Source organism: Nocardia kruczakiae NBRC 101016, from assembly GCF_001612965.1.
Lineage (GTDB): Bacteria > Actinomycetota > Actinomycetes > Mycobacteriales > Mycobacteriaceae > Nocardia > Nocardia kruczakiae.
On record NZ_BDBL01000048.1, the window covers coordinates 38,394 to 58,788 of the forward strand.

General features: G+C 68.4%; 18 protein-coding genes. 10 read left to right on the plus strand and 8 right to left on the minus strand.

The window, feature by feature from the left end; all coding sequences use genetic code 11:
* Nucleotides 1-36 precede the first annotated feature (36 nt).
* Entirely contained in the window at nucleotides 37-480 is a 444-nt protein-coding gene (locus NK1_RS28215; RefSeq protein ID WP_218023184.1) for a nitroreductase family deazaflavin-dependent oxidoreductase, read from the minus strand.
* 356 nt (nucleotides 481-836) lie between these two features.
* Between NK1_RS28215 and NK1_RS28220 the strand changes: the two genes are divergently transcribed.
* Nucleotides 837-1,718, plus strand: coding sequence for an MHYT domain-containing protein (locus NK1_RS28220; protein WP_245660882.1), 882 nt, complete (start codon nucleotides 837-839; stop codon nucleotides 1,716-1,718).
* A gap of 33 nt (nucleotides 1,719-1,751) precedes the next feature.
* Here NK1_RS28220 and NK1_RS28225 read toward each other — a convergent pair whose 3' ends face one another.
* The 3 genes from NK1_RS28225 to NK1_RS28235 all read right to left on the minus strand — a co-directional run bounded on the left by NK1_RS28225 (nucleotide 1,752) and on the right by NK1_RS28235 (nucleotide 4,363).
* On the minus strand, nucleotides 1,752-2,027 hold the full coding sequence (locus tag NK1_RS28225) for a hypothetical protein (protein WP_063013562.1): 276 nt from the start codon (nucleotides 2,025-2,027) through the stop codon (nucleotides 1,752-1,754).
* 131 nt (nucleotides 2,028-2,158) lie between these two features.
* A complete protein-coding gene (locus NK1_RS28230) occupies nucleotides 2,159-2,737 on the minus strand; it encodes a C40 family peptidase (RefSeq protein WP_063906126.1) in 579 nt (192 codons plus the stop codon).
* Between the two features lie 189 nt (nucleotides 2,738-2,926).
* Nucleotides 2,927-4,363: an amino acid permease gene (locus NK1_RS28235; protein ID WP_063013566.1), complete on the minus strand. Its 1,437-nt coding sequence runs from the start codon at nucleotides 4,361-4,363 to the stop codon at nucleotides 2,927-2,929.
* A gap of 147 nt (nucleotides 4,364-4,510) precedes the next feature.
* Here NK1_RS28235 and NK1_RS28240 point away from each other — a divergent pair, with 147 nt between their 5' ends.
* The 9 genes from NK1_RS28240 (at nucleotide 4,511) to NK1_RS28280 (ending at nucleotide 15,569) form a co-directional block, all read left to right on the plus strand.
* A complete protein-coding gene (locus NK1_RS28240) occupies nucleotides 4,511-5,728 on the plus strand; it encodes a cytochrome P450 (RefSeq protein WP_063013568.1) in 1,218 nt (405 codons plus the stop codon).
* On the plus strand, nucleotides 5,725-6,303 hold the full coding sequence (locus NK1_RS28245) for a TetR/AcrR family transcriptional regulator (RefSeq protein WP_063013570.1): 579 nt from the start codon (nucleotides 5,725-5,727) through the stop codon (nucleotides 6,301-6,303). Before NK1_RS28240 ends, NK1_RS28245 begins: the two co-directional genes overlap by 4 nt.
* Before the next feature lie 100 nt (nucleotides 6,304-6,403).
* Nucleotides 6,404-8,203 (plus strand): acyl-CoA dehydrogenase, encoded by a 1,800-nt coding sequence (locus NK1_RS28250; RefSeq protein WP_063013572.1) that lies wholly within the window; start codon nucleotides 6,404-6,406, stop codon nucleotides 8,201-8,203.
* 70 nt (nucleotides 8,204-8,273) lie between these two features.
* On the plus strand, nucleotides 8,274-9,050 hold the full coding sequence (locus NK1_RS28255) for an RluA family pseudouridine synthase (RefSeq protein ID WP_245660884.1): 777 nt from the start codon (nucleotides 8,274-8,276) through the stop codon (nucleotides 9,048-9,050).
* A gap of 187 nt (nucleotides 9,051-9,237) precedes the next feature.
* Nucleotides 9,238-10,017 carry a metallophosphoesterase gene (locus NK1_RS28260; protein WP_063013574.1) on the plus strand — a complete coding sequence of 260 codons (780 nt, stop codon included), beginning with the start codon at nucleotides 9,238-9,240 and terminating at the stop codon, nucleotides 10,015-10,017.
* A gap of 81 nt (nucleotides 10,018-10,098) precedes the next feature.
* Nucleotides 10,099-11,574: a flavin-containing monooxygenase gene (locus NK1_RS28265; RefSeq protein WP_063013576.1), complete on the plus strand. Its 1,476-nt coding sequence runs from the start codon at nucleotides 10,099-10,101 to the stop codon at nucleotides 11,572-11,574.
* 82 nt (nucleotides 11,575-11,656) lie between these two features.
* The gene (locus tag NK1_RS28270) at nucleotides 11,657-13,936 is read left to right on the plus strand and encodes an ATP-binding cassette domain-containing protein (RefSeq protein ID WP_084461682.1); all 2,280 of its coding nucleotides are present in this window, start codon (nucleotides 11,657-11,659) and stop codon (nucleotides 13,934-13,936) included.
* The gene (locus tag NK1_RS28275; protein WP_063013578.1) at nucleotides 13,933-14,670 is read left to right on the plus strand and encodes an energy-coupling factor transporter transmembrane component T family protein; all 738 of its coding nucleotides are present in this window, start codon (nucleotides 13,933-13,935) and stop codon (nucleotides 14,668-14,670) included. Before NK1_RS28270 ends, NK1_RS28275 begins: the two co-directional genes overlap by 4 nt.
* 224 nt (nucleotides 14,671-14,894) lie before the next feature.
* Nucleotides 14,895-15,569 (plus strand): DUF8020 domain-containing protein, encoded by a 675-nt coding sequence (locus NK1_RS28280; protein ID WP_245660886.1) that lies wholly within the window; start codon nucleotides 14,895-14,897, stop codon nucleotides 15,567-15,569.
* Between the two features lie 108 nt (nucleotides 15,570-15,677).
* On the opposite strand, the gene NK1_RS28285 is transcribed toward NK1_RS28280, so the two are convergent.
* The 4 genes from NK1_RS28285 to NK1_RS28300 form a co-directional block, all read right to left on the minus strand.
* Nucleotides 15,678-18,020 (minus strand): ATP-dependent DNA ligase, encoded by a 2,343-nt coding sequence (locus NK1_RS28285; protein ID WP_063013580.1) that lies wholly within the window; start codon nucleotides 18,018-18,020, stop codon nucleotides 15,678-15,680.
* 110 nt (nucleotides 18,021-18,130) lie between these two features.
* Nucleotides 18,131-18,415 (minus strand): antitoxin, encoded by a 285-nt coding sequence (locus tag NK1_RS28290; RefSeq protein ID WP_063013582.1) that lies wholly within the window; start codon nucleotides 18,413-18,415, stop codon nucleotides 18,131-18,133.
* Nucleotides 18,416-18,447: 32 nt separating this feature from the next.
* Nucleotides 18,448-19,599: an MBL fold metallo-hydrolase gene (locus tag NK1_RS28295; RefSeq protein WP_063013585.1), complete on the minus strand. Its 1,152-nt coding sequence runs from the start codon at nucleotides 19,597-19,599 to the stop codon at nucleotides 18,448-18,450.
* Nucleotides 19,599-20,324: an enoyl-CoA hydratase gene (locus tag NK1_RS28300; RefSeq protein WP_063013587.1), complete on the minus strand. Its 726-nt coding sequence runs from the start codon at nucleotides 20,322-20,324 to the stop codon at nucleotides 19,599-19,601. The genes NK1_RS28295 and NK1_RS28300 overlap by 1 nt, the downstream gene beginning before the upstream one ends.
* Nucleotides 20,325-20,395 lie beyond the last annotated feature (71 nt).

Genomic DNA, 20,395 nt, shown 5'->3' on the forward strand with positions numbered 1-20,395 from the left:
TCATATGATATCCCCGGCGCGAACAGCCCTGACACGTCAGTGCCGTTCCACCCGGAACACCGCGATGCGCTCGGCCGCCGCCGCCACCCCGTCCGGCGTCGCGGAGTCGGCCAAACCGGTTGTGACGAAACGATTCCCGACACTGGCGGGTCCGGATTCGACCAATTCCCGCAGCAGATCCCCACGCTGCCCGACCGGAACCTCGACCAGTCGTGCGGTCGAGGAGGTGCGCCCGCGCGTCAGCGTGACCGAATCGGCCGCCCGCACGTTGGCCACCCACGCCGCACGAGGATAGGCCTGCACGATGTAGCTCCCCCCGTTCAACTCGTTGACCGCGATCGGAAATGTGCGCGGTTGCCCGCTGCGCCGACCGGCGACGGTGAGCAGTTGCATCGGCCCGAAACCGATTCCCAGCCGTTGCAGGCCGACGACGAGCGGATTGAGTCGATTGACCATCCGCCGATACCGCTGCGCATCCATACTCCGGAACCTCCGCTACTTTCGAAACCATATCCTATGGTTTCCATACTATATCTATACGGTATCACTTGGGATAGTCCCGAACGTCCGGATTCGTCCGGTAAACCCGTCAAGGGCCATAGGTCCCGGAGGTGGCGCAAGTGCGCCAGAACACACCTCCGGTTCGATGTCACCCAGGCGACAGGTCGGCAAACACCGTGCACACGCCCCATGAACCTGTGTCACCTGCATATTTGCCCGGCGAAAGACAAGACCGCCCGCGCCAGGATACGAACGAGCGCCGCTAACGATCATGAGCAATGTGAACTATCGTCCGGTCACGAATCGATAACCCCTCTTTCGCTTCGGGAGACCTTGTGCTCGAACTCGACCATTTCAGCCACGGCTGGGTAACCCCGGTCCTGGCTTATCTCATGTCCTTCATCGGATCGGTTCTGGCGCTGCGCTGCGCCACGCACGCCCGGGCCTCGCGCTGGCCGGGCGGCTGGTTGGTCGCCGCGGCCGTCTCACTCGGCGGCGCCGGTATCTGGGTCATGCACTTCACCGCCATGCTCGGCTTCTCGATCCACGGCGCGAACATCCGCTACGACGTGCCGATGACGCTGCTCAGCGCGGGTATCGCGATCGTCGTGGTCTGGGCGGGGTTGTCGATCGTGGTGCGCGGGCACCGGGAGGCGATCGCCCTGCCCCTGGGCGGGATGATCACCGGCTTCGGCGTCGCGGCCATGCACTACCTCGGCATGCATGCCATGCACGCCGGCGCACACATCGAATACAGCACCGGACTGGTTGCCCTGTCACTGCTGATCGCCGTGGTGGCGGCGACCGCGGCGCTGTGGTTCGTCCTGCACGTGCGCGGGTTCTCCGCCACCGTCGGCGCGGCGCTCATCATGGGCCTGGCGGTATGCGGAATGCACTACACCGGAATGGCATCCATGACCGCGCATCGCATGGACAACATGTCCGAACCGTCGGGCGGGGTCGACTCGGTGCAGCTGCTCACGCCGCTGATCATGGTGGTCACGCTCGTCACCATCATGCTCGTGGTACTCGTCGGACTCGCGGAGGTCGACGGGCCCTCGCGGCGCGAGAACGTCGACCCCACAGGCGATCTCGATCTCGCCGACAGCGGCCGCGCGTGGCCGCGCGCCTACACCGAGGAGTCGCCCGCTCCCGATCGGCCGTCATCGGCAGTCAGTCTGCAGGCGATGTCGAAGCGGCAGTCGCACCGGCGATAGCCGGGCGGTACGGACGATCGGCCGAGCGACAGCTCAGCCGATCGTCCTCCGGATCCATTCTTCCGCAGCGGCTTTCGCCTCCGCGACCGATCGCGCGCTGACCTCACGCAACATCCGGCCGTCGGCGGCTTCGACGCGCCACGCACAGGTGGTCCGCGTGGTCGGCTTCACCAGACCGCGGGCTTCGCCGAACGCCTTGACCAGCCACCAGCGGGTTCCGTCACCGGCCAACTCCCAGCCGTCGACCGCATCCGAGGGGCGCACCGGCCCGAACGGCTCGTCGGCGGCATCAGCCCGGGTCTCGGCCACCGGCCCCCTCCTCCGCGATTCACGTTGCAGTCCAATGCTGGTCCAGCTCATGCACATTGTCGCGCAACATATCCTCGCAGCGGATTCGAACCCCGGGATCGGCGAGCCGCGTGGCGTACCCGCCGCCGGCCTCAGAAACGGCGAGCGCCGGTGACCGGCATCTGCCCGATCGCCGATCGGATGACACCCTCCCCGCTCGTCGCGGCGTGCACGACCGTGCCGTCACCCGCGTAGAGGGCGGAATGACCGCCGCCGTAGAACGACACCAGATCGCCGGGCTGCAGCGTATCCAGGTCGACCGGTGTACCGGCGGACAACTGGTCGTAGCTGGTGCGCGGCAGGTCTACCCCAACCTGCCGGTACGCCCACTGGACCAGGCCCGAGCAGTCGAAGGCGTCGGGTCCGGCGGCACCCGAGATGTAGGCCGAGCCGATCTTGGACTCGGCGGCCTCGAGTGCCCGCTCACCGACCGATTTCATGGACTCCGGCGGGGCCGGAGTGATTTCCGGGAAGAGCCCGGGAATTGTGAACTGCGGTGGTAGCGAAATTCCCGGTACGACCGGGGCGGGGAATGGCGAGTCGGCGTGTGCCGGGCCGGCGGTCGCGACCATCGTGCCCGCCGCGCCGAGCGCAACGACCAGCGATGCCGCGCTCGACCAGGCCTTACGACGCAAACGGCGGGTACATCGACCCGCCTCGGTTCCTGCCATGATGCGTTCCTCCGAGTCTCGTAGCGAGAGCAGATTTCCGAAACACCACGGTGATCAGTCGATCGTTGGATCCGGGGAGCCATGATTCGCCACGGTCGGAGCGAAAACAAATACGAACACACCAATTCGAATAACGAAACGATAAATTCGCGAAATACCTCAGATATCGGCGGTATATCGATACAATCCCTACGGTCGTCCGGCGGGTGTTTCGGACGCATCCGGGCCGGTCGCCAGCAGGGAATGGCGACGGCTGTAGCTCAGGTAGACGATCGCGCCGACGGCGAACCAGACGGCGAAGCGCAACCACGTCACCGGCTGCAGGTAGGTGATCAGCCAGATCGAGAAGCCGATCCCGAGCAGGGGCACCACCGGCATCAACGGCGTGCGGAAACTCCGCGGCAGGTCCGGACGGCGATAGCGCAGCACGATCACCGCCGCACAGACCACGATGAACGCCAGCAGGATGCCGATATTGGTCAGCTCGGCGGCCTGTCCGATCGGCAGCAGCCCCGCGATCACCGCCGACGCGATACCGACGATCCAGGTGATCCGGGTGGGCACCTGGCGCACCGGGTGAGTTCTGGCGAACCACCGGGGCAGCAGGCCGTCCCGGCTCATCGAGTACCAGACGCGGGTGACGCCGAGCATGAAGGTGAACAGCACCGTCATGATGCCGACGATCGCGCCCGCCGCGATCAGACTGCCCAGACCGGGCAGGCCAACCGATTCGAACGCGGTGGACAGCCCGCTCTCCGGATCGATGTCGGTGTAGTGCTGCATGCCGGTGAGGACCAGGCAGACCAGCACATAGAGCACCATCGACACCGCCAGCGACAGCAGGATCGCCTTGGGCAGATGGCGTTTCGCGTCCACCGACTCCTCCGCCGCGGTCGACATGGCGTCGTAGCCGAAGACCGCGAAGAAGACGGTCGCCGCCCCGGTGACCGCGCCGGACATACCGAACGGGAAGTACGGGTGGTAGTTGGCGGAGTCGATGTGGAAGAACCCGACCGCGATCACCACCACGACGACCACGATCTTCAGGCCCACCACGAAGGTTTCGAATCGCGCCGCGGCCCGGATACCCAGGTTCAGCAGGGCCGCGATGAGCAGGCACAGCAGCGCGGCGAACAGATCCACCACATGGCCGTGGCCGGTTCCCGGTGCGCCCAGCATCCATTCGGGGAGCCCGATATCGAACTGCCCCAGCAGAAATTGGATGTAGCCGGAGATGCCGATCGCCACCACCGACACGATCGCGGTGTATTCCAGCAGCAGATCCCAGCCGATGAACCAGCCCACCGGCTCGCCGAGGACCGCGTAGCCGTAGGTATAGGCCGAACCCGCGCGCGGGATGAGCCCGGCGAATTCGGCGTAGGAGAGCGCTGCGGCGGCGCTGGCGATCCCGGCGATCAGAAAGGAGACGAGCACAGCCGGGCCGGCGGTCTGATTCGCGACCGCACCGGCCAGGGTGAAGATGCCGGCGCCGATGATCCCGCCCACCCCGATGGCGGTGAGCTGCCACAGGCCCAGTGTGCGATGCAGGGTGGTGGCGGATTCGTCCTGGATCTGGTCGATCGGCTTGCGCCGGAAGAACTCTCGCAGAGCGGGACCGGTTCGCATGGGCGCTCCTTGTCCGAGGGCGGCGCTGGTGAGCCCACAGTACCGATCTCACCGGCCGGTCGCCCGGTATCGGCGGCGGCGCCCCGGCGGCGCGCGATTAAAGAACACGTTCTAGACATAAGTTCAGATTTGTCTTACCGTCGATACATGAGCAAGACGATGTCTCACGCGGCACGCTTCACCCTGCGGTCCGGCGAATCCTGGCGCGACCCCTGGCCGATGTACGCCGCGCTGCGCGAAGCCGACCCGGTACACCACGTCGTCCCCGAGAGCCGCCCGCACGAGGACTACTACGTCCTGTCGCGCTACGCCGACATCTACGCGGCCGTGCGCGATCCCGAGACGTTCTCCTCCGCCCAGGGCCTGACTGTCGACTACAACAACCTCAGCGAGATCGGGCTCGGCGAGAACCGGCCGTTCGTCTTCACCGATCCGCCCGACCACACCGTTTTCCGGCGCCGCGTGGCCAAGGGCTTCACGCCGCGGCAGGTCCAGGAGATCCGGCCCGCGGTCGAGGCGTTCGTGATCGAGCGGCTCGAGAAGCTGCGCGCGGCCGGTGGCGGTGACATCTCGGTGGAGTTGTTCAAACCGCTGCCGACCATGGTGGTGGCACATTATCTCGGTGTGCCGGAGGAGGATCGGGCACAGTTCGACCGGTGGAGCGAGGCGATCGTGGCGGCCTCGGCGACCGGCGGCATCGAGCATGCGCAGGAAGCCGTCGGTGAGCTGACGCAATACTTCATCGCGATGATCGAGAAGCGCAAACGCGAACCGGCGGACGACACCGTCTCGCATCTGGTCGCCTCCGGGCTGGGCGCCGACGGCGACTTCGGCGAAATCCTGCAGATCATCGGCTTCGCGTTCACGATGATCACCGGCGGCAACGACACCACCACCGGAAATCTGGGCGGCGCGGTGCAATTGCTGACCAGCGCTCCCGAGCAGCGGCAGCGCCTGCTCGACGATCCGAGCCTGATTCCGGGGGCGGTCGACGAATTCCTGCGGATGACCTCGCCCGTGCAGGGCCTGGCCCGCACGACCACCCGCGATGTCGAAATCGAGGGCGTCACCATTCCCGCCGGCCGCCGGGTGCTGATGCTGTACGCGTCCGCCAATCGCGACGAACGCGAATACGGTTCGGACGCAAGCGAACTCGATGTGACGCGCAATCCCAAGAATATTCTCACCTTCGGCAACGGCAACCACCACTGCCTCGGCGCGGCCGCCGCCCGCATGCAGGCCACCATCGCGCTGCGGGAACTGCTGGCCCGCTGCCCGGACTTCGGCGTGGACCTGGACGGCGTCCGATACACCGAGGGCAGTTACGTGCGCTGGCCGGTCAACGTCCCCTTCGTCCCGGCATGAGCGACTGGCTGGCGCATCCGCGTTCCCTGCAGGCGGCCGAGCGGATCCTGGACGCGGCGGCGAGCCTGTTCTCCGAACGAGGCGTGAACGCGACGCAGATGGGCGATATCGCCAAGGCCGCCGGCTGCTCGCGGGCGACGCTGTACCGCTATTTCGACAACCGGCAGGCGGTGCAGCTGGCGTATGTGCATCGCGAGGCGCGGCGGGTGGGCGCCCGGGTGACCGCCGAGATCGGGGCCATCACCGACCCGGGTGAACGCGCCGTCGCCGGAGTGCTGGCCAGCCTGCGCGCAGTGCGTTCGGATCCCCTGCTGATCGCGTGGTTCCGGCCCGGCGACGCCGGGGCCACGCTGCAGATCGCCCAGACCTCCGAGGTGATCGAGGCCATCGCCCGCTCGCTGTTCGCCGCCGAAACGTCCTCGGCACCCGATGAGGCGCACGAGGATTGGACCCGGCTGGCCCGCTGGCTTACCCGCATCATCGTCTCCCTGCTCACGGTGCCCGGCCGGGACGAGGCCGAGGAGCGCGACATGCTGGAGCGCTTCATCGCTCCCCTCGTCGCCCCGGCGAGCTGAGCACACCGGCCCGGCCCGGCGGCGCCGCAACGAGCCACCCCGGCGACGGCAACGCCCGCGCACCCTTGCGCGCACGGGCGTTGCCCAGGAGGCTTGGGATATGGATTCGCTCATCATGTCCGCCCGCGACCTCGATTTCCTGCTCTACGAGTGGCTCGACGTCACCGGGCTGACCGAGCGCGAGCGCTATCGGGAGCACAGCCGCGAAACCTTCGATCAGGTGCTCGCGCTGAGCCGGGAACTGGCCGAGAAGTATTTCGCCCCGCACAACCGCCGGGGCGATCTGCACGAGCCGACCTTCGACGGCGAGAAGGTGCACATCATTCCGGAGGTGGCGACCGCCCTGTCGGCCTTCGCCGAGGCCGGATTCGTGGGTGCCGCGATGGACGAGCGGGTCGGCGGTATGCAATTGCCGCACACCGTCTTCACCGCGTGCATGGCGTGGTTCTACGCCGCCAATGTGGCGACCGCCAGCTATGCGCTGCTGACCATCGGCAATGCCAATCTTTTGGCCGCGCATGCCGATTCGGATCAGCTCGACCGGTTCGTGCGGCCGATGCTGACCGGCCGCTACTTCGGCACGATGGCGCTGTCGGAACCGCAGGCGGGCTCCTCGCTGGCCGACATCACCACCAAAGCCGTGCCGCAGGACGACGGCACGTACCGGCTGTTCGGCCGCAAGATGTGGATCTCCGGCGGAGATCACGACCTGTCGGAGAACATCGTGCATCTGGTCCTGGCGCGCATTCCCGGATCGGATGCCGGAACGCGCGGTATCTCGCTGTTCATCGTGCCGAAATACCTTCCCGCCGAGGACGGTTCGCTCGGTGAGCACAACGATGTGGTGCTGGCCGGGATCAACCACAAGATGGGCTGGCGCGGCACAGTGAACACGGCGCCGGTCTTCGGCGACGGCGCGTTCACCCCGGGCGGCGCGCCGGGCGCGGTCGGTTACCTGGTGGGTGAGCCGAATCGCGGACTGACCTACATGTTCCACATGATGAACGAGGCGCGCCTCGGCGTGGGCCTGGCCGCCACCGCGCTGGGATACACCGGCTTCCTCAAGGCGCTCGACTATGCCCGCAATCGGCCGCAGGGCCGCCCGGTGACCGCGAAGGGCGGTGCGAGCGCGCAGGTCCCGATCGCACAACATCCCGACGTGCGCCGAATGTTGCTGGCGCAGAAGGCGTATGCCGAAGGCGCGCTCGGGCTGCAGTTGTACTGCGCCACGCTGATCGATCGTCAGCGCAGCGCCGTGGACGCCGCGGAGGCGCAGCGCGTCGCCCTCCTGCTGCGGGTGCTGACCCCGATCGCCAAGAGCTGGCCGAGCCAGTGGTGCCTGGCCGCCAACGACCTCGCCATCCAGGTACACGGCGGCGCCGGCTACACCCGCGACTACGACGTCGAACAGCATTACCGCGACAACCGCCTGAATCCGATTCACGAAGGGACACACGGCATTCAGAGCCTGGACCTGCTCGGCCGGGCGGTGGTCGCGGACGGCGGCGCGGCGCTGACACTGCTGCTCGACACCATGGGGGAAACGGTCGACCGCGCTCGCGCGACCGGCGACGGCGAACTCGGTGATTTCGCCGATGCGCTGGCCGCGGCCGCGGGACGCATCGCGACCACCACCGCCACGGTGTGGCGCGACGCCGATCCGGAAGCGGCACTGGCGAATTCGTCCGCCTACCTGGAGGCGTTCGGACATGTCGTGCTGGCCTGGATCTGGCTGGAACAGGCGGTGGCCGCCGCCCGCGGATCCGAGGACTTCCACCGCGGTAAGCGGGCCGCCGCACGGTACTTCTTCCACTGGGAATTGCCCCGCACCGCACCGCTTTTCGATCTGCTCGACGCGATGGATCGCACCACGACCGACCTCGACGACGCCTGGCTCTAGCACAGCGGGCCGGACACACCCACCCCTCCTGGCGATATTCGGCCATCGAGCCGCCCACTAATCTGGCCCGGTGGAGACGCATTCGGTGGAGATGGGCTGGCAGCAGCTGGCGCAGCAGTGCCTCGTCGACGAGGACGAGGCGATCATCGCGCTGAACAAGCCGGCGGGTATCGCCGTGACCGGGGAACGCCACGACACCGACCTGGTCGAGTTGGCCGCGGCCGAGGGAATCACTCTCTACCCGGTGCACCGCATCGACAAGGTCACCTCCGGTCTCGTGCTGTTCGCCAAGGATCTGACCGCCCACGGCGGCCTGACCAGGCAATTCACCAAGCGTACGGCCGACAAGCGGTATCTGGTCGTCACCGCCGCCACCGATCTACCCGATACCGGCGTCATCGACCTGCCGTTGAGCGTCGGGCGCAAGAACCGCGTCCGGATCGCGGCGCCCCGCGACACCATCCGGCGCGAGGGGCAGCGGTGGACGGTCGACGAGAGCGATCTGCTGGCCGGTAAGAACTATCCGTCCCGGACCGAGTTCACCACCGTGGCGCGCACCGATCGGCACACGATCCTGCTGGCCCGGCCGATCACCGGGCGGCGGCATCAGATCCGCGTCCATCTGGCCTGGATCGGCTATCCGATCGCCGGTGATCCGCTGTTCGACAAATCGGGTGAGTACGCGCGCACGCATCTGCATTCGCTGTCGTTGCGGGTGGAGGCGCCCTGGCGCGCGGACTCCGAACTCGCGCTGACCGCCACGCCGGGTGCGGATTTCTTCTCGACGGGATCGCAACCGATCCTCGAGAATCCGGCCGACCTGCTCGAACGAATCACCACGGAATAGCCGTTCGCTATAAAAGGTGGCCTCCGTCACGCAGACGGCAGGCTGAGGACCTTCTACTCTGGACAAGTGCCGTATCGGCACGCATGCGGCCGAAGCGATCACACCCGGGGGCCGATTCCACACGGGCTCGCACAGGTCGTTCCCGGCGACGGGCGCAACGGTGCGATCCCACGAGAAAGCGGACGCCATGATTCTGTTGGCACAGCTCAGCGATACTCACTTCGATCTGGATCCGCGCAACGCCGAACGAGTCGCCGCCGTCCTGGGCTACCTCGACCGATTACCGCGCCGGCCCGACGCCATCCTCGTCACCGGCGACCTCACCGAATCCGGCACCCTCGCCCAGTACGAGCAGGCCCGCAAATGGCTGACCACCGACATTCCGCTGTATGTGCTGCCCGGCAATCACGACGACCGCGCGAATCTGCGACAGACACTGCTCGACGGCCCCGCCGAGGACGGGCCGATCAACCAGGCCGTCGCGATCGGCGAGCTCACCGTGGCGCTGCTCGATTCCACGATCCCCGGCTCGGGCGGCGGTGAGCTGGGCGAACGAACCTACGCATGGCTGGACCGGTTGCTGGCCGCCACGCCCGCGGACGCCTCCGTGCTGGTGGCGATGCATCACCCGCCGGTGCCGATGTATTCGACGGTGGTCGATCCGATCCGGCTCGCCGATCCGGAACGGCTGGAACACACCATCGCCGGTGACGCGCGAATTCTCGGCGTGCTCACCGGCCATATGCACGCCATGGGCACGACGCTGTTCGGCGGGCGGCAACTGGTGGTGGCGCCCAGCGTGGCCTCGGCCATCGGCGGGGCATGGGAGGTCGAGGAGCCCGGCGACGTTCCGATCGACTACGCGCCGGACCCGTCCGTGGTGCTGCACGCCGTCGCGGATCGGCGGCTGACCTCGATCGTTCGCACCGTGCCGATGGGCGGGCGGATCCGCGTACAACCGCGCTGAGCAGGGATCGCGGATCGGGGTTCGGAGCCGGCGGCACGCGCCTACAGTGGAGATACTGTTCTCGATTCGAGGAGCGCGCGCATGCCCGCTACCAAGCCGTCGGTCGTCATCGTCGGAGCCGGGTTCGGGGGGCTCGGTGTGGCAATCGAGCTGCAGCGCAACGGTTTCGACGACATCACCCTCTTGGAGCGGGCCGACGACCTCGGTGGGGTGTGGCGAGAGAACACCTATCCGGGCGCGGCCTGCGACGTGCCCTCCCCGCTGTACTCGTTCTCCTACGAACCGAAACCGGATTGGCCGCACCGCTACTCCGGTCAGACCGAAATCCTGGGCTACCTGCATGCGGTGGCGACCAAACACCGGCTGCTCGAGCGGATCCGATTCGGCGCCGACGTCACCGAGGCGAGCTTCGACGAACACACCGGGCGCTGGACGATCCGCACCGCAGACGGCGAGATCCGCTGCGCCGACGTGCTGATCTGCGCGGTCGGACAGCTGTCGCGCCCCCGGATGCCCGATATCGCGGGCATCGAGACGTTCACCGGACCGTCGTTCCATTCCGCGCAGTGGGACCACGACGTCGACCTCGCCGGGAAACGGGTCGCGGTGATCGGAACCGGCGCCAGCGCAATCCAATTCGTACCCGCCATCGCTCCCGAGGTGGCGCGGCTGACGCTGTTCCAGCGGACCGCCGCCTGGGTGGTGCGGCGCACCGATCGCGAGTATCGGCCCATCCACCACGCACTGTTCGAACACGTCCCCGGGCTGCGACTGGCTCAACGCCTGTGGGTGTGGTGCTTCCTGGAGTTCTTCGCTCTCGGCCTGGCCGCGATTCCGCCGATCCGGCGCATCGCCACCTGGCTGGGGACGCGCGCCCTTCGCCACGATGTGCCCGATCCGGACCTGCGCGCGAAGCTGACACCCGACTATCCGGTGCTGTGCAAACGGGTGCTGTTCTCCAACGAGTACTACCCGGCGCTGGTGCGGCCGAATGTGGACGTCGTCACCGAGCCCATCGCCGAGGTGGTGCCCGAGGGCGTGCGCACCGCCGACGGGACCGTCCATCCGGCCGATGTGATCGTCTACGGCACCGGCTTCAAGGGCAGCGAATTCCTCTGGCCGATCCGGATTTTCGGGCGCGACGGCGCGGACCTGGAGAAGGTGTGGGCCGAGGGGGCCCGGGCCTATCTCGGGATGACGGTGCCGGGATTCCCGAATCTGTTCCTCATGTACGGGCCCAACACCAATCTGGGCATCGGCTCGATCATCTACATGATCGAATGTCAGGCCCGCTACATCCGGCAGGCCGTGGGCTATCTGAGCGAACATCCGGGATCCTGTCTCGAGGTGAAGCCCGAGACCGCGGCCGCCTTCGATGCGCACACCCAGCGCCGGTTGCTGCGCACGCCGTGGACCGCGTGCTCGAGCTGGTATCGCAATGCCGCCGGGCGGATCACCAACAACTGGCCCGGCACCGTCACCGCGTACCGCGTGCGCACCCGGTCGCTGAACCCGGACGACTACGTGCTGCGCGCACCGGAGCCGGTCCGCACGTGATGACCAGTGCAGGCGGGCCGCGCGGGCCCTTCGCCCCGGCGAGGGCCGTCCCGCAGTCCGCCGGTGCTGGCAGACTTGAGCCGTGACCGCGCCTCCCTCCGCCGGCGCCGAGCCGCGAATCGCTCACGGCCCGCTGCGCCCCGTCGAACTCGCCACCGCGGCGGTCCTCGGTGGGGTGACCGTCGGGCTGGTGACCATCGGCTCGGTGGTGCCCTACGCGGCGGCCCTCAATCTGGTCGCCGCGGTGCCGATGGGTCTGCTGGCGCAGCGCTACCGGCTGCGCGCCATCCTGGGTGCGACCGTCGCCGCGACCCTGGTGAGTTTCGTCGCCGCCGGTCTGGTGCCGGCGGCCACCGTGGTCAGCGCGGCGACGATCGGTGGCATCATCGGCACCGTCAAACGACGGCGACGCGGACTGATCACGGTCCTGGTCCTGTCGTCCCTGGCCGGATTGATCTGGGCGGCGTTCTCGGTCGGCATGCTCTTCCTGTTCGCCGCCTCGCGCCGACTGGTCTTCGACAACGTGCGCAATATCGCCCAGGGCATCGATCACATGCTCTCCCGGCAGCAGCAGCTGGAATCGCTGGGCAACGGTGTCGTCTCGGTGACCGACGGTGTGCTGGCCTGGTGGTGGCTCTACATCGGCGGCGGCGTGTACCTCGGCGTGGTCTTCACCGCGGTGTTCTCCTGGTTCGTCCTCGGCTCGGTCCTGGATCGGCTCGAGTGGTTGCCGGGGCGGGATCGGCTGGAAGCTCCGGCCGATACGCGGGCGGTCGCGCCGGTGCCGGTGCGGTTGCGCGGGGTGTCCTTCCGCTATCCGGGGGCGCGTACCGACGCGCTGACCGATATCGACCTCAGCGTCGAGATCGGCGAATTCGTCGCCGTCGTCGGCCACAACGGATCCGGTAAATCCACGCTGACCCGCCTGCTGGCCGGACTTCCGCCCACCGGCGGCACGGTCGAACGTCCCGGTTCGGCCGGGCTCGGCGTGATCGGCGGCACCGCGCTGGTGCTGCAGCGGCCCGAGAGCCAGACACTCGGAGTGCTGGTCGCCGACGACGTGGTGTGGGGCCTGCCCGCCGAGGCCGCGCGGGCCGTCGACGTGGAGGCGCTGCTGTGCGAGGTCGGGCTGAGCGGGCTCGGCGGCGCGGAGACCGCGACCCTGTCCGGCGGCCAGCAACAGCGCCTGGCGGTGGCGGCCGCGCTGGCTCGTGATCCCGCACTGCTCGTGGCCGACGAGGCCACCTCGATGATCGATCCGGACGGCCGGCGCGAACTGGTCGCGCTGCTGGCCGGATTGCCCGCCCGGCACCGGATGGCCGTCGTCCTGGTCACCCACCACGAGGCCGACGCGGCGGCCGCCGACCGGGTCATCCATCTCTCCGGTGGCCGCCAGGTCGAGCATCTGCCTGCCTGGCCGCGCCCGGTGCGCAATCTGCGCCGCTACCCGATCGGCGAACCGCTGCTGGAACTGCGCGACGTGCGCCACACCTACAATCGCGGCACCCCGTGGGCGGCGACCGCGTTGCGCGGGGTGAACCTGACCGTCCACCGCGGCGAGACGCTGCTCGTGGTCGGCGGCAACGGGTCGGGGAAATCCACCCTGGCCTGGATCATGGCCGGACTCGTCGTGCCGACCACCGGCAGTTGCCGGCTGTGCGACTACACCGGATCCCGGCCCGTGCACAAGCGCATCGGCGCGGTCGAGCTGGCCTTCCAGCATTCCCGGCTGCAACTGCAGCGCCAGACCGTCGGCGCCGAGATCGAGGACTGGGGCGGGCACGGCACCGGCTCCGGCGCGGTGGGTCGCGCCCTCGACGCGGTCGGGCTGGACCGGGCGATGGCCTCGCGCTCGATCGAGGAACTGTCGGGCGGTCAGGCCAAGCGCGTGGTCCTCGCCGCGATCGTCGCCAGCCGTCCGCAGGTCGTGGTGCTCGACGAACCGCTGGCCGGACTCGATCCGCAGGGTCGCGCGGAAGTGGTGGAACTGCTCGCCCGGCTGCGTGATTCGGGACTGACGCTGATCGTCATCTCGCATGACGTGGCCGATATGGAGAGCGTCTGCGACCGCACGGTCCACCTGCAATCCGGCCTGATTCTGGAAAGCCTGCCCGCCGTCGCGGCCGCTGCCGACAGTCCTGCCGATACCGCCGGCGCCCCGGCGGCGTCTGCGGGACCGGCCGAACCGGTGGTAGGTCCGCCCGCCGACGGCGACGGGCGCGGGGAAGTCGGCATCGCGGGCACGCGATCCGAACCCGTTCAGGCGGGCACGGACGGCGCTCGCCCCGAATCCGACCGGTCGCGGGGCAGGAAGCGGCACAGCCGGGGCCGGCACGGCGACGCCCTCGGAGGTGCGCGATGAGTATGGTGCTGCTGCGCGAAGTTCCGGTCGAGAGCCCGATCCATCGGCTCTGGGCCGGCACCAAGATGATCGTCGCCTTCTTCATCAGCGTCCTGCTGATGTTGCAGCCCACGTGGCCGGTACTCGGTGTGGTGGTCGCCTTCCTGATCGTGATCGGCCTGGCCGCCCGGCTGCCGCTGGGCACGCTGCCACGGCTGCCGTGGTGGTTCTGGGCGCTGATCGCACTCGGCGGACTGATCACCATCCCCACCGGCGGAACCGCCGTCCTGCGGTATGTCCAGGTCACCCTGTTCGGGCTGATCTTGCTGACCACCTCGTTCCTGATCGCGTGGACCACCCCGATGAGCGAGATCGCCCCCGCCCTCGCCAAACTCGGTGCGCCGCTGCGCGTGCTGCGGATTCCGGTGGACGAGTGGGCGGTCGTGGTGGCCTTGACCCTGCGCGGACTGCCGCTGCTGATGGACGAGATCCGGGTGTTGCGCGCCGCCCGCCGGCTCCGTCCCAAGGACGGTTCCATGGCGCGCGGAGCCGCGAATCCTCTCGTGGACATTCTCACCGCGGCCATGGCCGTCGCCACCCGCCGGGCCGGCGAATTGGGTGAGGCCATCACGGCGCGCGGCGGGACGGGCGAATTGACCGCCCATCCGGCCGGACCCCACCGCGCCGATTACCTCGCCCTGATCGTGTCGGTGGTGGTGTGCGGCGGCGCGGCGGCAATCGGCGTGTTGCTGTAACTCGCCGAGGCAAATGGTCAGCGATCTCCCACAGAACCGGGCAAACCTGTTCGCTGCGCGAAAAACCAAGTCAGCGGATCGAATTCGCTCCACTTTACGACCGGGTGAAGGTACGGTTACTTCAGTGAGTTAGCCGGACCACGGCTCCACGCGCAGGGGTTGAAATACGTCGGGGGTATTGGGTTCTCAGCGCGCGTCGTTTTCGGCTGCCGAATGTCTTCCTGATGGAGATTGGAACCGGAATGTTTCTGCGCAAGTTCGCCGCTGTTGCCCTTCCGGCAGTGGTGGCCGTTGCCCTCGGGGCAGGTACCGTCCATGCCGATACCGGCGCACCCACGGTGCGCTACGAAACCCATCTGACGGGCAACACCGTCGAAACCACTCTCGACGGCGGCTTTTTCCGCGTCGACGCGGACGGACGCACCGTCGACGTCACCGACACCGACGGCCGGACACTCGTCACGCTGCCGCTGTCCTTCCGGCAGGACGGCCTGGAGTACCCCATGCCCCATCAGGTGCGCAACGACGCCCGGGTCCTGGATCTGACCGTGGTGAAGGATGCCGCGGCGGCCCGGCCGGTTCCGGTGACGCCGGTGGCATCGCCCCGGGAGAATCAGAATGCGATGAACGCCTTCGCCACCCAGTTCGGACTCGCGACGGCAATCGGTAGCTTCGTCGGCACTGCCGCCGGCGCGGTCATCGGCGGTGTGATCGGTGCGGCCGCCGCCCTGCCCACCGGCCCCGGCATCATCGCCGGATTCATCACCGGCGCAACGGTGGGAGCCATCATCGGCACGATCGTGGTCGGCGGCCCCGCGTTGATCATCGCGGGGGTCGACCTCGTCAGCACGCTGGCCGCCCCCGCCGGCACGACCAAGTGGAACGACACCACGTACTGAGGTCGCGGCGGCTCTCCTACGATCCCTGCCCGGCGGCCGCGAACCACCCGGTCGCGGCCGCCGAGTCCTGGTTCGCGAGAGCCACATTGCCGCAGCGTGCGGCTCCCGCTACTTCTCCTCCGGCACCCACGCCGGATGCCACAGCCGCCCGGATTCGGTCCAGTTCATATACCGCACCGTGCCGGATATCTTCGGGGTCGCCCAGACGGCGTCCTTGCGTTCGTCGGCGGTCAGCTCGTTGGCGAAGGGACTGGTCTTGCGGCGCAGCGGGCGCAGCCGCGCGGTCAGCTCCGACATCTCCCGATCGCTGAAGCCGGTGCCCACGCGACCGATGTAATACAGCTCGCCTTCGTGGCGGACGCCCACCAGCAGGGAGGCGAATTCTCTTGCGGCGCTGCGCCGCCAGCCGCCGATCATCACCTCCTGGGTGCGCCAGTTGCGGGTCTTGATCCACGACTGGCCGCGCTTGCCGGGCAGATAGACCGAATCCTTGCGTTTGGCGACGACTCCCTCGAGACGATGCTCGCGGCTGTATTCCATGGCGTCCGCACCCGAACCGTCCAGACGCGGCGGAACCAGCAGCGAGGTCACGCCCTCGGCCAGCGCCTCCAGCACCTGCCGCCGATCCGCGTAGCGCTTGCGCAGCAGCGAGGTGCCGTCCAGATACAGCACATCGAACGCGACCAGGTCCGCCCGCGCCGGATCCGCTTGCAGCAGGGCCAGATTCGACGCTCCCTCGGCGTCGAAGACGACCGCTTCGCCGTCGAGCACGATCCGATGCCCCCGCAGTTGCCGGCCCAGCTCGGCGATCCGCGGATAGCGGCCGGTGACGGTATTGCCCGCGCGGCTGCGGATCACCACGCTGTCGTCGTCTATTTCGACGATCACCCGGAAACCGTCCCATTTGGTCTCGAACACCCAGTCCCGGGCTCCCAGTTTCGCCACCTCCCCGGAGGTCGCCAGCATCGGTGACAGCCCGCGCGGCAACTCGGCTCCCGCCCGCGCGGCGGAATCACGGCCCGCGACAACGGTTTCGGAACCACCACGCCGACGTTCGGCGGCGCCGTGCTGTCCGTCGGTCGAACCGCCCTGTCCCGCATCCTCTTCCGGCTCGGCGGCCTGTGATTTCATCAGGTGCATCAACCACTGCTTGCCGTCGGTGCGGATGAAGGCGTAGCGGCCGTTGAGGCGCTCGCCGTGAAACTGGACGATCACCTCGTCCGCGCGCCACTTCTCGGTGTCGTAGGTGCCGGTATCCCAGATCGTCATCTGCCCGCCCCCGTATTCGCCACGCGGGATGGTGCCGTGGAAATGCAGATATTCCAGGGGGTGGTCCTCGGTGTGCACGGCCAGCCGGTTCTGCGAGGGCGAGGTCGGCGGCCCCTTCGGCACCGCCCACGACACCAGCACACCGTCGCGTTCGAGCCGCACGTCCCAGTGCAGTCGCCGGGCGTGATGTTCCTGCACCACGAAGCGATCACCGGCACCGGGGTCGGGCGGGCCGGGCGGAACCGGTTCGGGGGTGCGGGCGGGATCCCGCATGGATCGGTAGGTCTGCAGCGGATCCGGCGCACCGGCACTGCCCAGGGGCGGATCCAGACCCACCAGCAGATCCCCGTCGGAGCGCCAGCGTTCGAGCACCTCGTCGAAACGCAACTGCCGCAGCTGGTGTCGATCGGCGATTTCGTCCCAGCTGCGCGGCGCCGCCACCGTCGGCTGCTCGCGCCCGCGCATCGAATACGGCGCGATGGTGGTCTTCGCCGGATTGTTCTGGCTCCAGTCCAGAAAGATCTTGCCCGGCCGCACGGCCTTCGCCATCGTCGCCGTGACCAGCGCCGGATGCAGCTTCTCCAGGCCGGTCGCCAGCTGTTTGGCGACCGTCGAGGCGCCGCCGGGACTCAGTACCCGATCCAGCGGCACGTAGATGTGAATCCCCTTGCTGCCGCTTGTCACCGGATAGGCGTCGAGTCCGGCGTCGCGCACGGTGTCGCGAATCCACAATGCCACCGACGCGCAATCGGCCAGTTCCACGCCGGGCCCGGGATCGAGGTCGAAGACGATGCGGGTGGCCGGTCCGCGCGAGCCGTCGACGAAACGCCATTGCGGGACATGGATTTCCAACGACGCCTGCTGTCCGAGCCAGGCCAGACCGGCCACCGAATCGATGACCGGATAGTTCACCCGGCGATCGGAATGTTCCATCGGCCGCCGCTCGATCCATTTCGGTGCGTGCGCGGCCAGATTCTTCTCGAAGAACGAGGATTCGCCCACCCCGTTGGGCCAGCGCTTACGCGTCACCGGACGATCGGCGATATGCGGCAGCAGAGCCGGCGCGATGGCGGTGTAGTAGTCGATCACCTCACCCTTGGTGGTGCCCGTCGCCGGGTACAGCACCTTGTCGAGGTTGGTCAGACCGACCTCGATGCCCCCGAACTCGCGGCGCGCCGCCATAGTCGCAGTGTAAAGCGAGAACGGGCACCGCCGGAGGAGGCAACCTCCGGACGGTACCCGTCGTCGATCGGCGAGTGAGCCCGGGCGAACCGGGCATCCCGCCTCGTCCCTCAGCCCTCCGGCGGTTGCGGCGCCTGCGGCGGCGTGGCGGGCGGAGTCTGCGGGGGCGCGGCGGGCGGCTCGGGCGCCGGCGGCGGGGTGTTGCCGCCCTGCTGGGTGACGTTCTTCTTGATGGCCTCGGTGCCCTTGTCGATGTGATCGGAGTACTTGCCCCCGGTCTTCTCGTTGACGAAGCCACCCGCCTTGTCGATCGCTCCGTGCACCTTGTCCGCGTTCTGCGAGGCCGCGTCGCGGCCCTTACCCACCAGACCCTTGAGCGTATCCATCAAACTCATGAAGCCCACTCCTTCACTCGTCGACTGCGTTGCTAGCGCACATCCTCCCACCAGGAGACCTGCGGTGATACCGCATCGGTATCGATCCGCCCGCCGGGAAGCGGCACTACTACCCGGGTACCCGCTGCACGCGCCGCCGCAACAAGTCTGCGGACAGGTTCCGACCAGCCGTGAAAAGCCAGGTTGAACGTGGCCCAGTGAATCGGCACCAACATGCCGTATTCGGCGTCCCCGACGCACACGTCGGCGTGGGCGCGCACCGCCTCCTCGGGATTCATGTGCACATCCGGCCAGTGCACGTCGTAGGCACCGATCGGCAGCAGGGTCAGATCGAACGGACCGTAGGTCGCGCCGATTTCGGCGAACGCCTTGGTGTATCCGGTGTCGCCGCCGAAGTAGGCCCGTCGGCGCGGGCCCGCGAAGACCCACGACGCCCACAGCGTGGTGTTGCGGGTGAAGCCGCGCCCGGAGAAGTGCCGCGCCTCGGTACAGGTGACGGTGAGCTCACCGTGCCCCGGACGGGCGATGGATGTGGAAGTGTTCCAATCCAATTCGATGATGCGCGCCTCCGGCACCTGCCATTTGCGCAGATGCGCGCCGATCCCGATCGGCACCACGAACGGGGCGTCCTGACCGGCCGCCAGCGCGCGCACGGTCTCACGGTCCAGATGGTCGTAGTGATCGTGCGAGATGACCACCGCGTCCAGCGCGGGCAGTGACGACAGCGGCGCCGGCACCGGATGCAGCCGTGCCGGGCCGACCAGCGGCGACGGCGAGACCCGCTCGCTCCACACCGGGTCGGTGAGGATGCGGTAGCCGTCGACCTCGATCAGCGCGGTGGCGTGGCCGAACCAGGTCACCGCCAGCTCGGCCGCCTGCTCGGGATGCTCGGCGCTGGCCAGCGGGATCTGCGCCGGTGGCCGCCCCACATCGCGACGGGTCAGTGCCGACAGCAGCAGGGACGCACCCGAGCCGGGCGTGATCTGGCTGCTGGGTTCGGTGTTGTGGAACTGCCGGTCGCGGTAGCTCGCCGACCGCGTCGCCAGCGGCGCGATGGCCGCGGCGGACGCCCCCATTTCCACGGGAATCCGCCACGCCGCCCGTGCCACCCAGCGCAATCCGACCAGCCCGGCCGCGGCCAGCGCCGCTCGGCGGGCGGCCGCGACGATCTCGGTGCCGGCCATCAGCGGCCCACGAACTTCGCCGCGCGCTTCTGTTCCCGCGCCAGCCGCGCCTCCTCGGCGTCGGCGCTGCGCCACGCGGCCTCCAGGGCCGCGCGCTGCTCGGGAGTGTCCTCGCCGCGGGTGCCGTCGTCGTTGAACACCAGCTTGAGGTGACGCAGCGAGAGCGGGGCGAGCTGGGCGATCGACTTCGCCCATTCCTGCGCGTCGGCCAGGGTGCCGAGGCGGTTGGCGAAGCCGAAAGTGTATGCGTCGGAGGCGGATACGCTCTCGGCCCCCATCAGTACGGTCCGCGCGGGGCCGCCGCCGATCAGCGAGACCAGCCGGCGCACCGTCCAGCGATCCACCGAGATGCCCAGCTTCGCGGCCGGAATGGCGATATAGGAATCCGGGCTCATCACCCGCAGGTCGGAGGCCAGCGCCAGCTGCACCCCGGCACCGAGCGCGCCGCCGTTGATGGCGGAGATCACCGGCACCGGGACCGTTTCGATGGTGTGCAACAGACCGAGCAGTCCGTCGAGGAAATCCGACGAGTAGACGCCGGACAGATCGGCGCCGGCACTGAAAATCGGACCCTGACCGGTCAGCACGATCACCCGCGCGTCGGCCGCCGCGGACGTGACGGCCTCGCGCAACGCTGCCACCAACTCGTCGTTGAGGGCGTTGCGGCGCTGCGGGCGCTGCAATTCGATGGTGACCACATCACCATCCCGGCTCACTGCGAGCATCTGACCTCTCCCCATTCGCGCGGTTTCTCCTCCGGGGGCGCACCTCACCGCACCCGCCGGTCGGTATCGAC

Excerpts from the sequence above, each read along its gene's own strand:
- NK1_RS28215 (WP_218023184.1), bottom strand. The coding sequence starts at position 480 with ATGGATGCGCAGCGGTATCGGCGGATGGTCAATCGACTCAATCCGCTC.
- NK1_RS28230 (WP_063906126.1), bottom strand. The coding sequence starts at position 2,737 with ATGGCAGGAACCGAGGCGGGTCGATGTACCCGCCGTTTGCGTCGTAAG.
- NK1_RS28235 (WP_063013566.1), bottom strand. The coding sequence starts at position 4,363 with ATGCGAACCGGTCCCGCTCTGCGAGAGTTCTTCCGGCGCAAGCCGATC.
- NK1_RS28240 (WP_063013568.1), top strand. The coding sequence starts at position 4,511 with ATGAGCAAGACGATGTCTCACGCGGCACGCTTCACCCTGCGGTCCGGC.
- NK1_RS28245 (WP_063013570.1), top strand. The coding sequence starts at position 5,725 with ATGAGCGACTGGCTGGCGCATCCGCGTTCCCTGCAGGCGGCCGAGCGG.
- NK1_RS28250 (WP_063013572.1), top strand. The coding sequence starts at position 6,404 with ATGGATTCGCTCATCATGTCCGCCCGCGACCTCGATTTCCTGCTCTAC.
- NK1_RS28260 (WP_063013574.1), top strand. The coding sequence starts at position 9,238 with ATGATTCTGTTGGCACAGCTCAGCGATACTCACTTCGATCTGGATCCG.
- NK1_RS28265 (WP_063013576.1), top strand. The coding sequence starts at position 10,099 with ATGCCCGCTACCAAGCCGTCGGTCGTCATCGTCGGAGCCGGGTTCGGG.
- NK1_RS28275 (WP_063013578.1), top strand. The coding sequence starts at position 13,933 with ATGAGTATGGTGCTGCTGCGCGAAGTTCCGGTCGAGAGCCCGATCCAT.
- NK1_RS28280 (WP_245660886.1), top strand. The coding sequence starts at position 14,895 with ATGGAGATTGGAACCGGAATGTTTCTGCGCAAGTTCGCCGCTGTTGCC.
- NK1_RS28285 (WP_063013580.1), bottom strand. The coding sequence starts at position 18,020 with ATGGCGGCGCGCCGCGAGTTCGGGGGCATCGAGGTCGGTCTGACCAAC.
- NK1_RS28290 (WP_063013582.1), bottom strand. The coding sequence starts at position 18,415 with ATGAGTTTGATGGATACGCTCAAGGGTCTGGTGGGTAAGGGCCGCGAC.
- NK1_RS28295 (WP_063013585.1), bottom strand. The coding sequence starts at position 19,599 with ATGGCCGGCACCGAGATCGTCGCGGCCGCCCGCCGAGCGGCGCTGGCC.
- NK1_RS28300 (WP_063013587.1), bottom strand. The coding sequence starts at position 20,324 with ATGCTCGCAGTGAGCCGGGATGGTGATGTGGTCACCATCGAATTGCAG.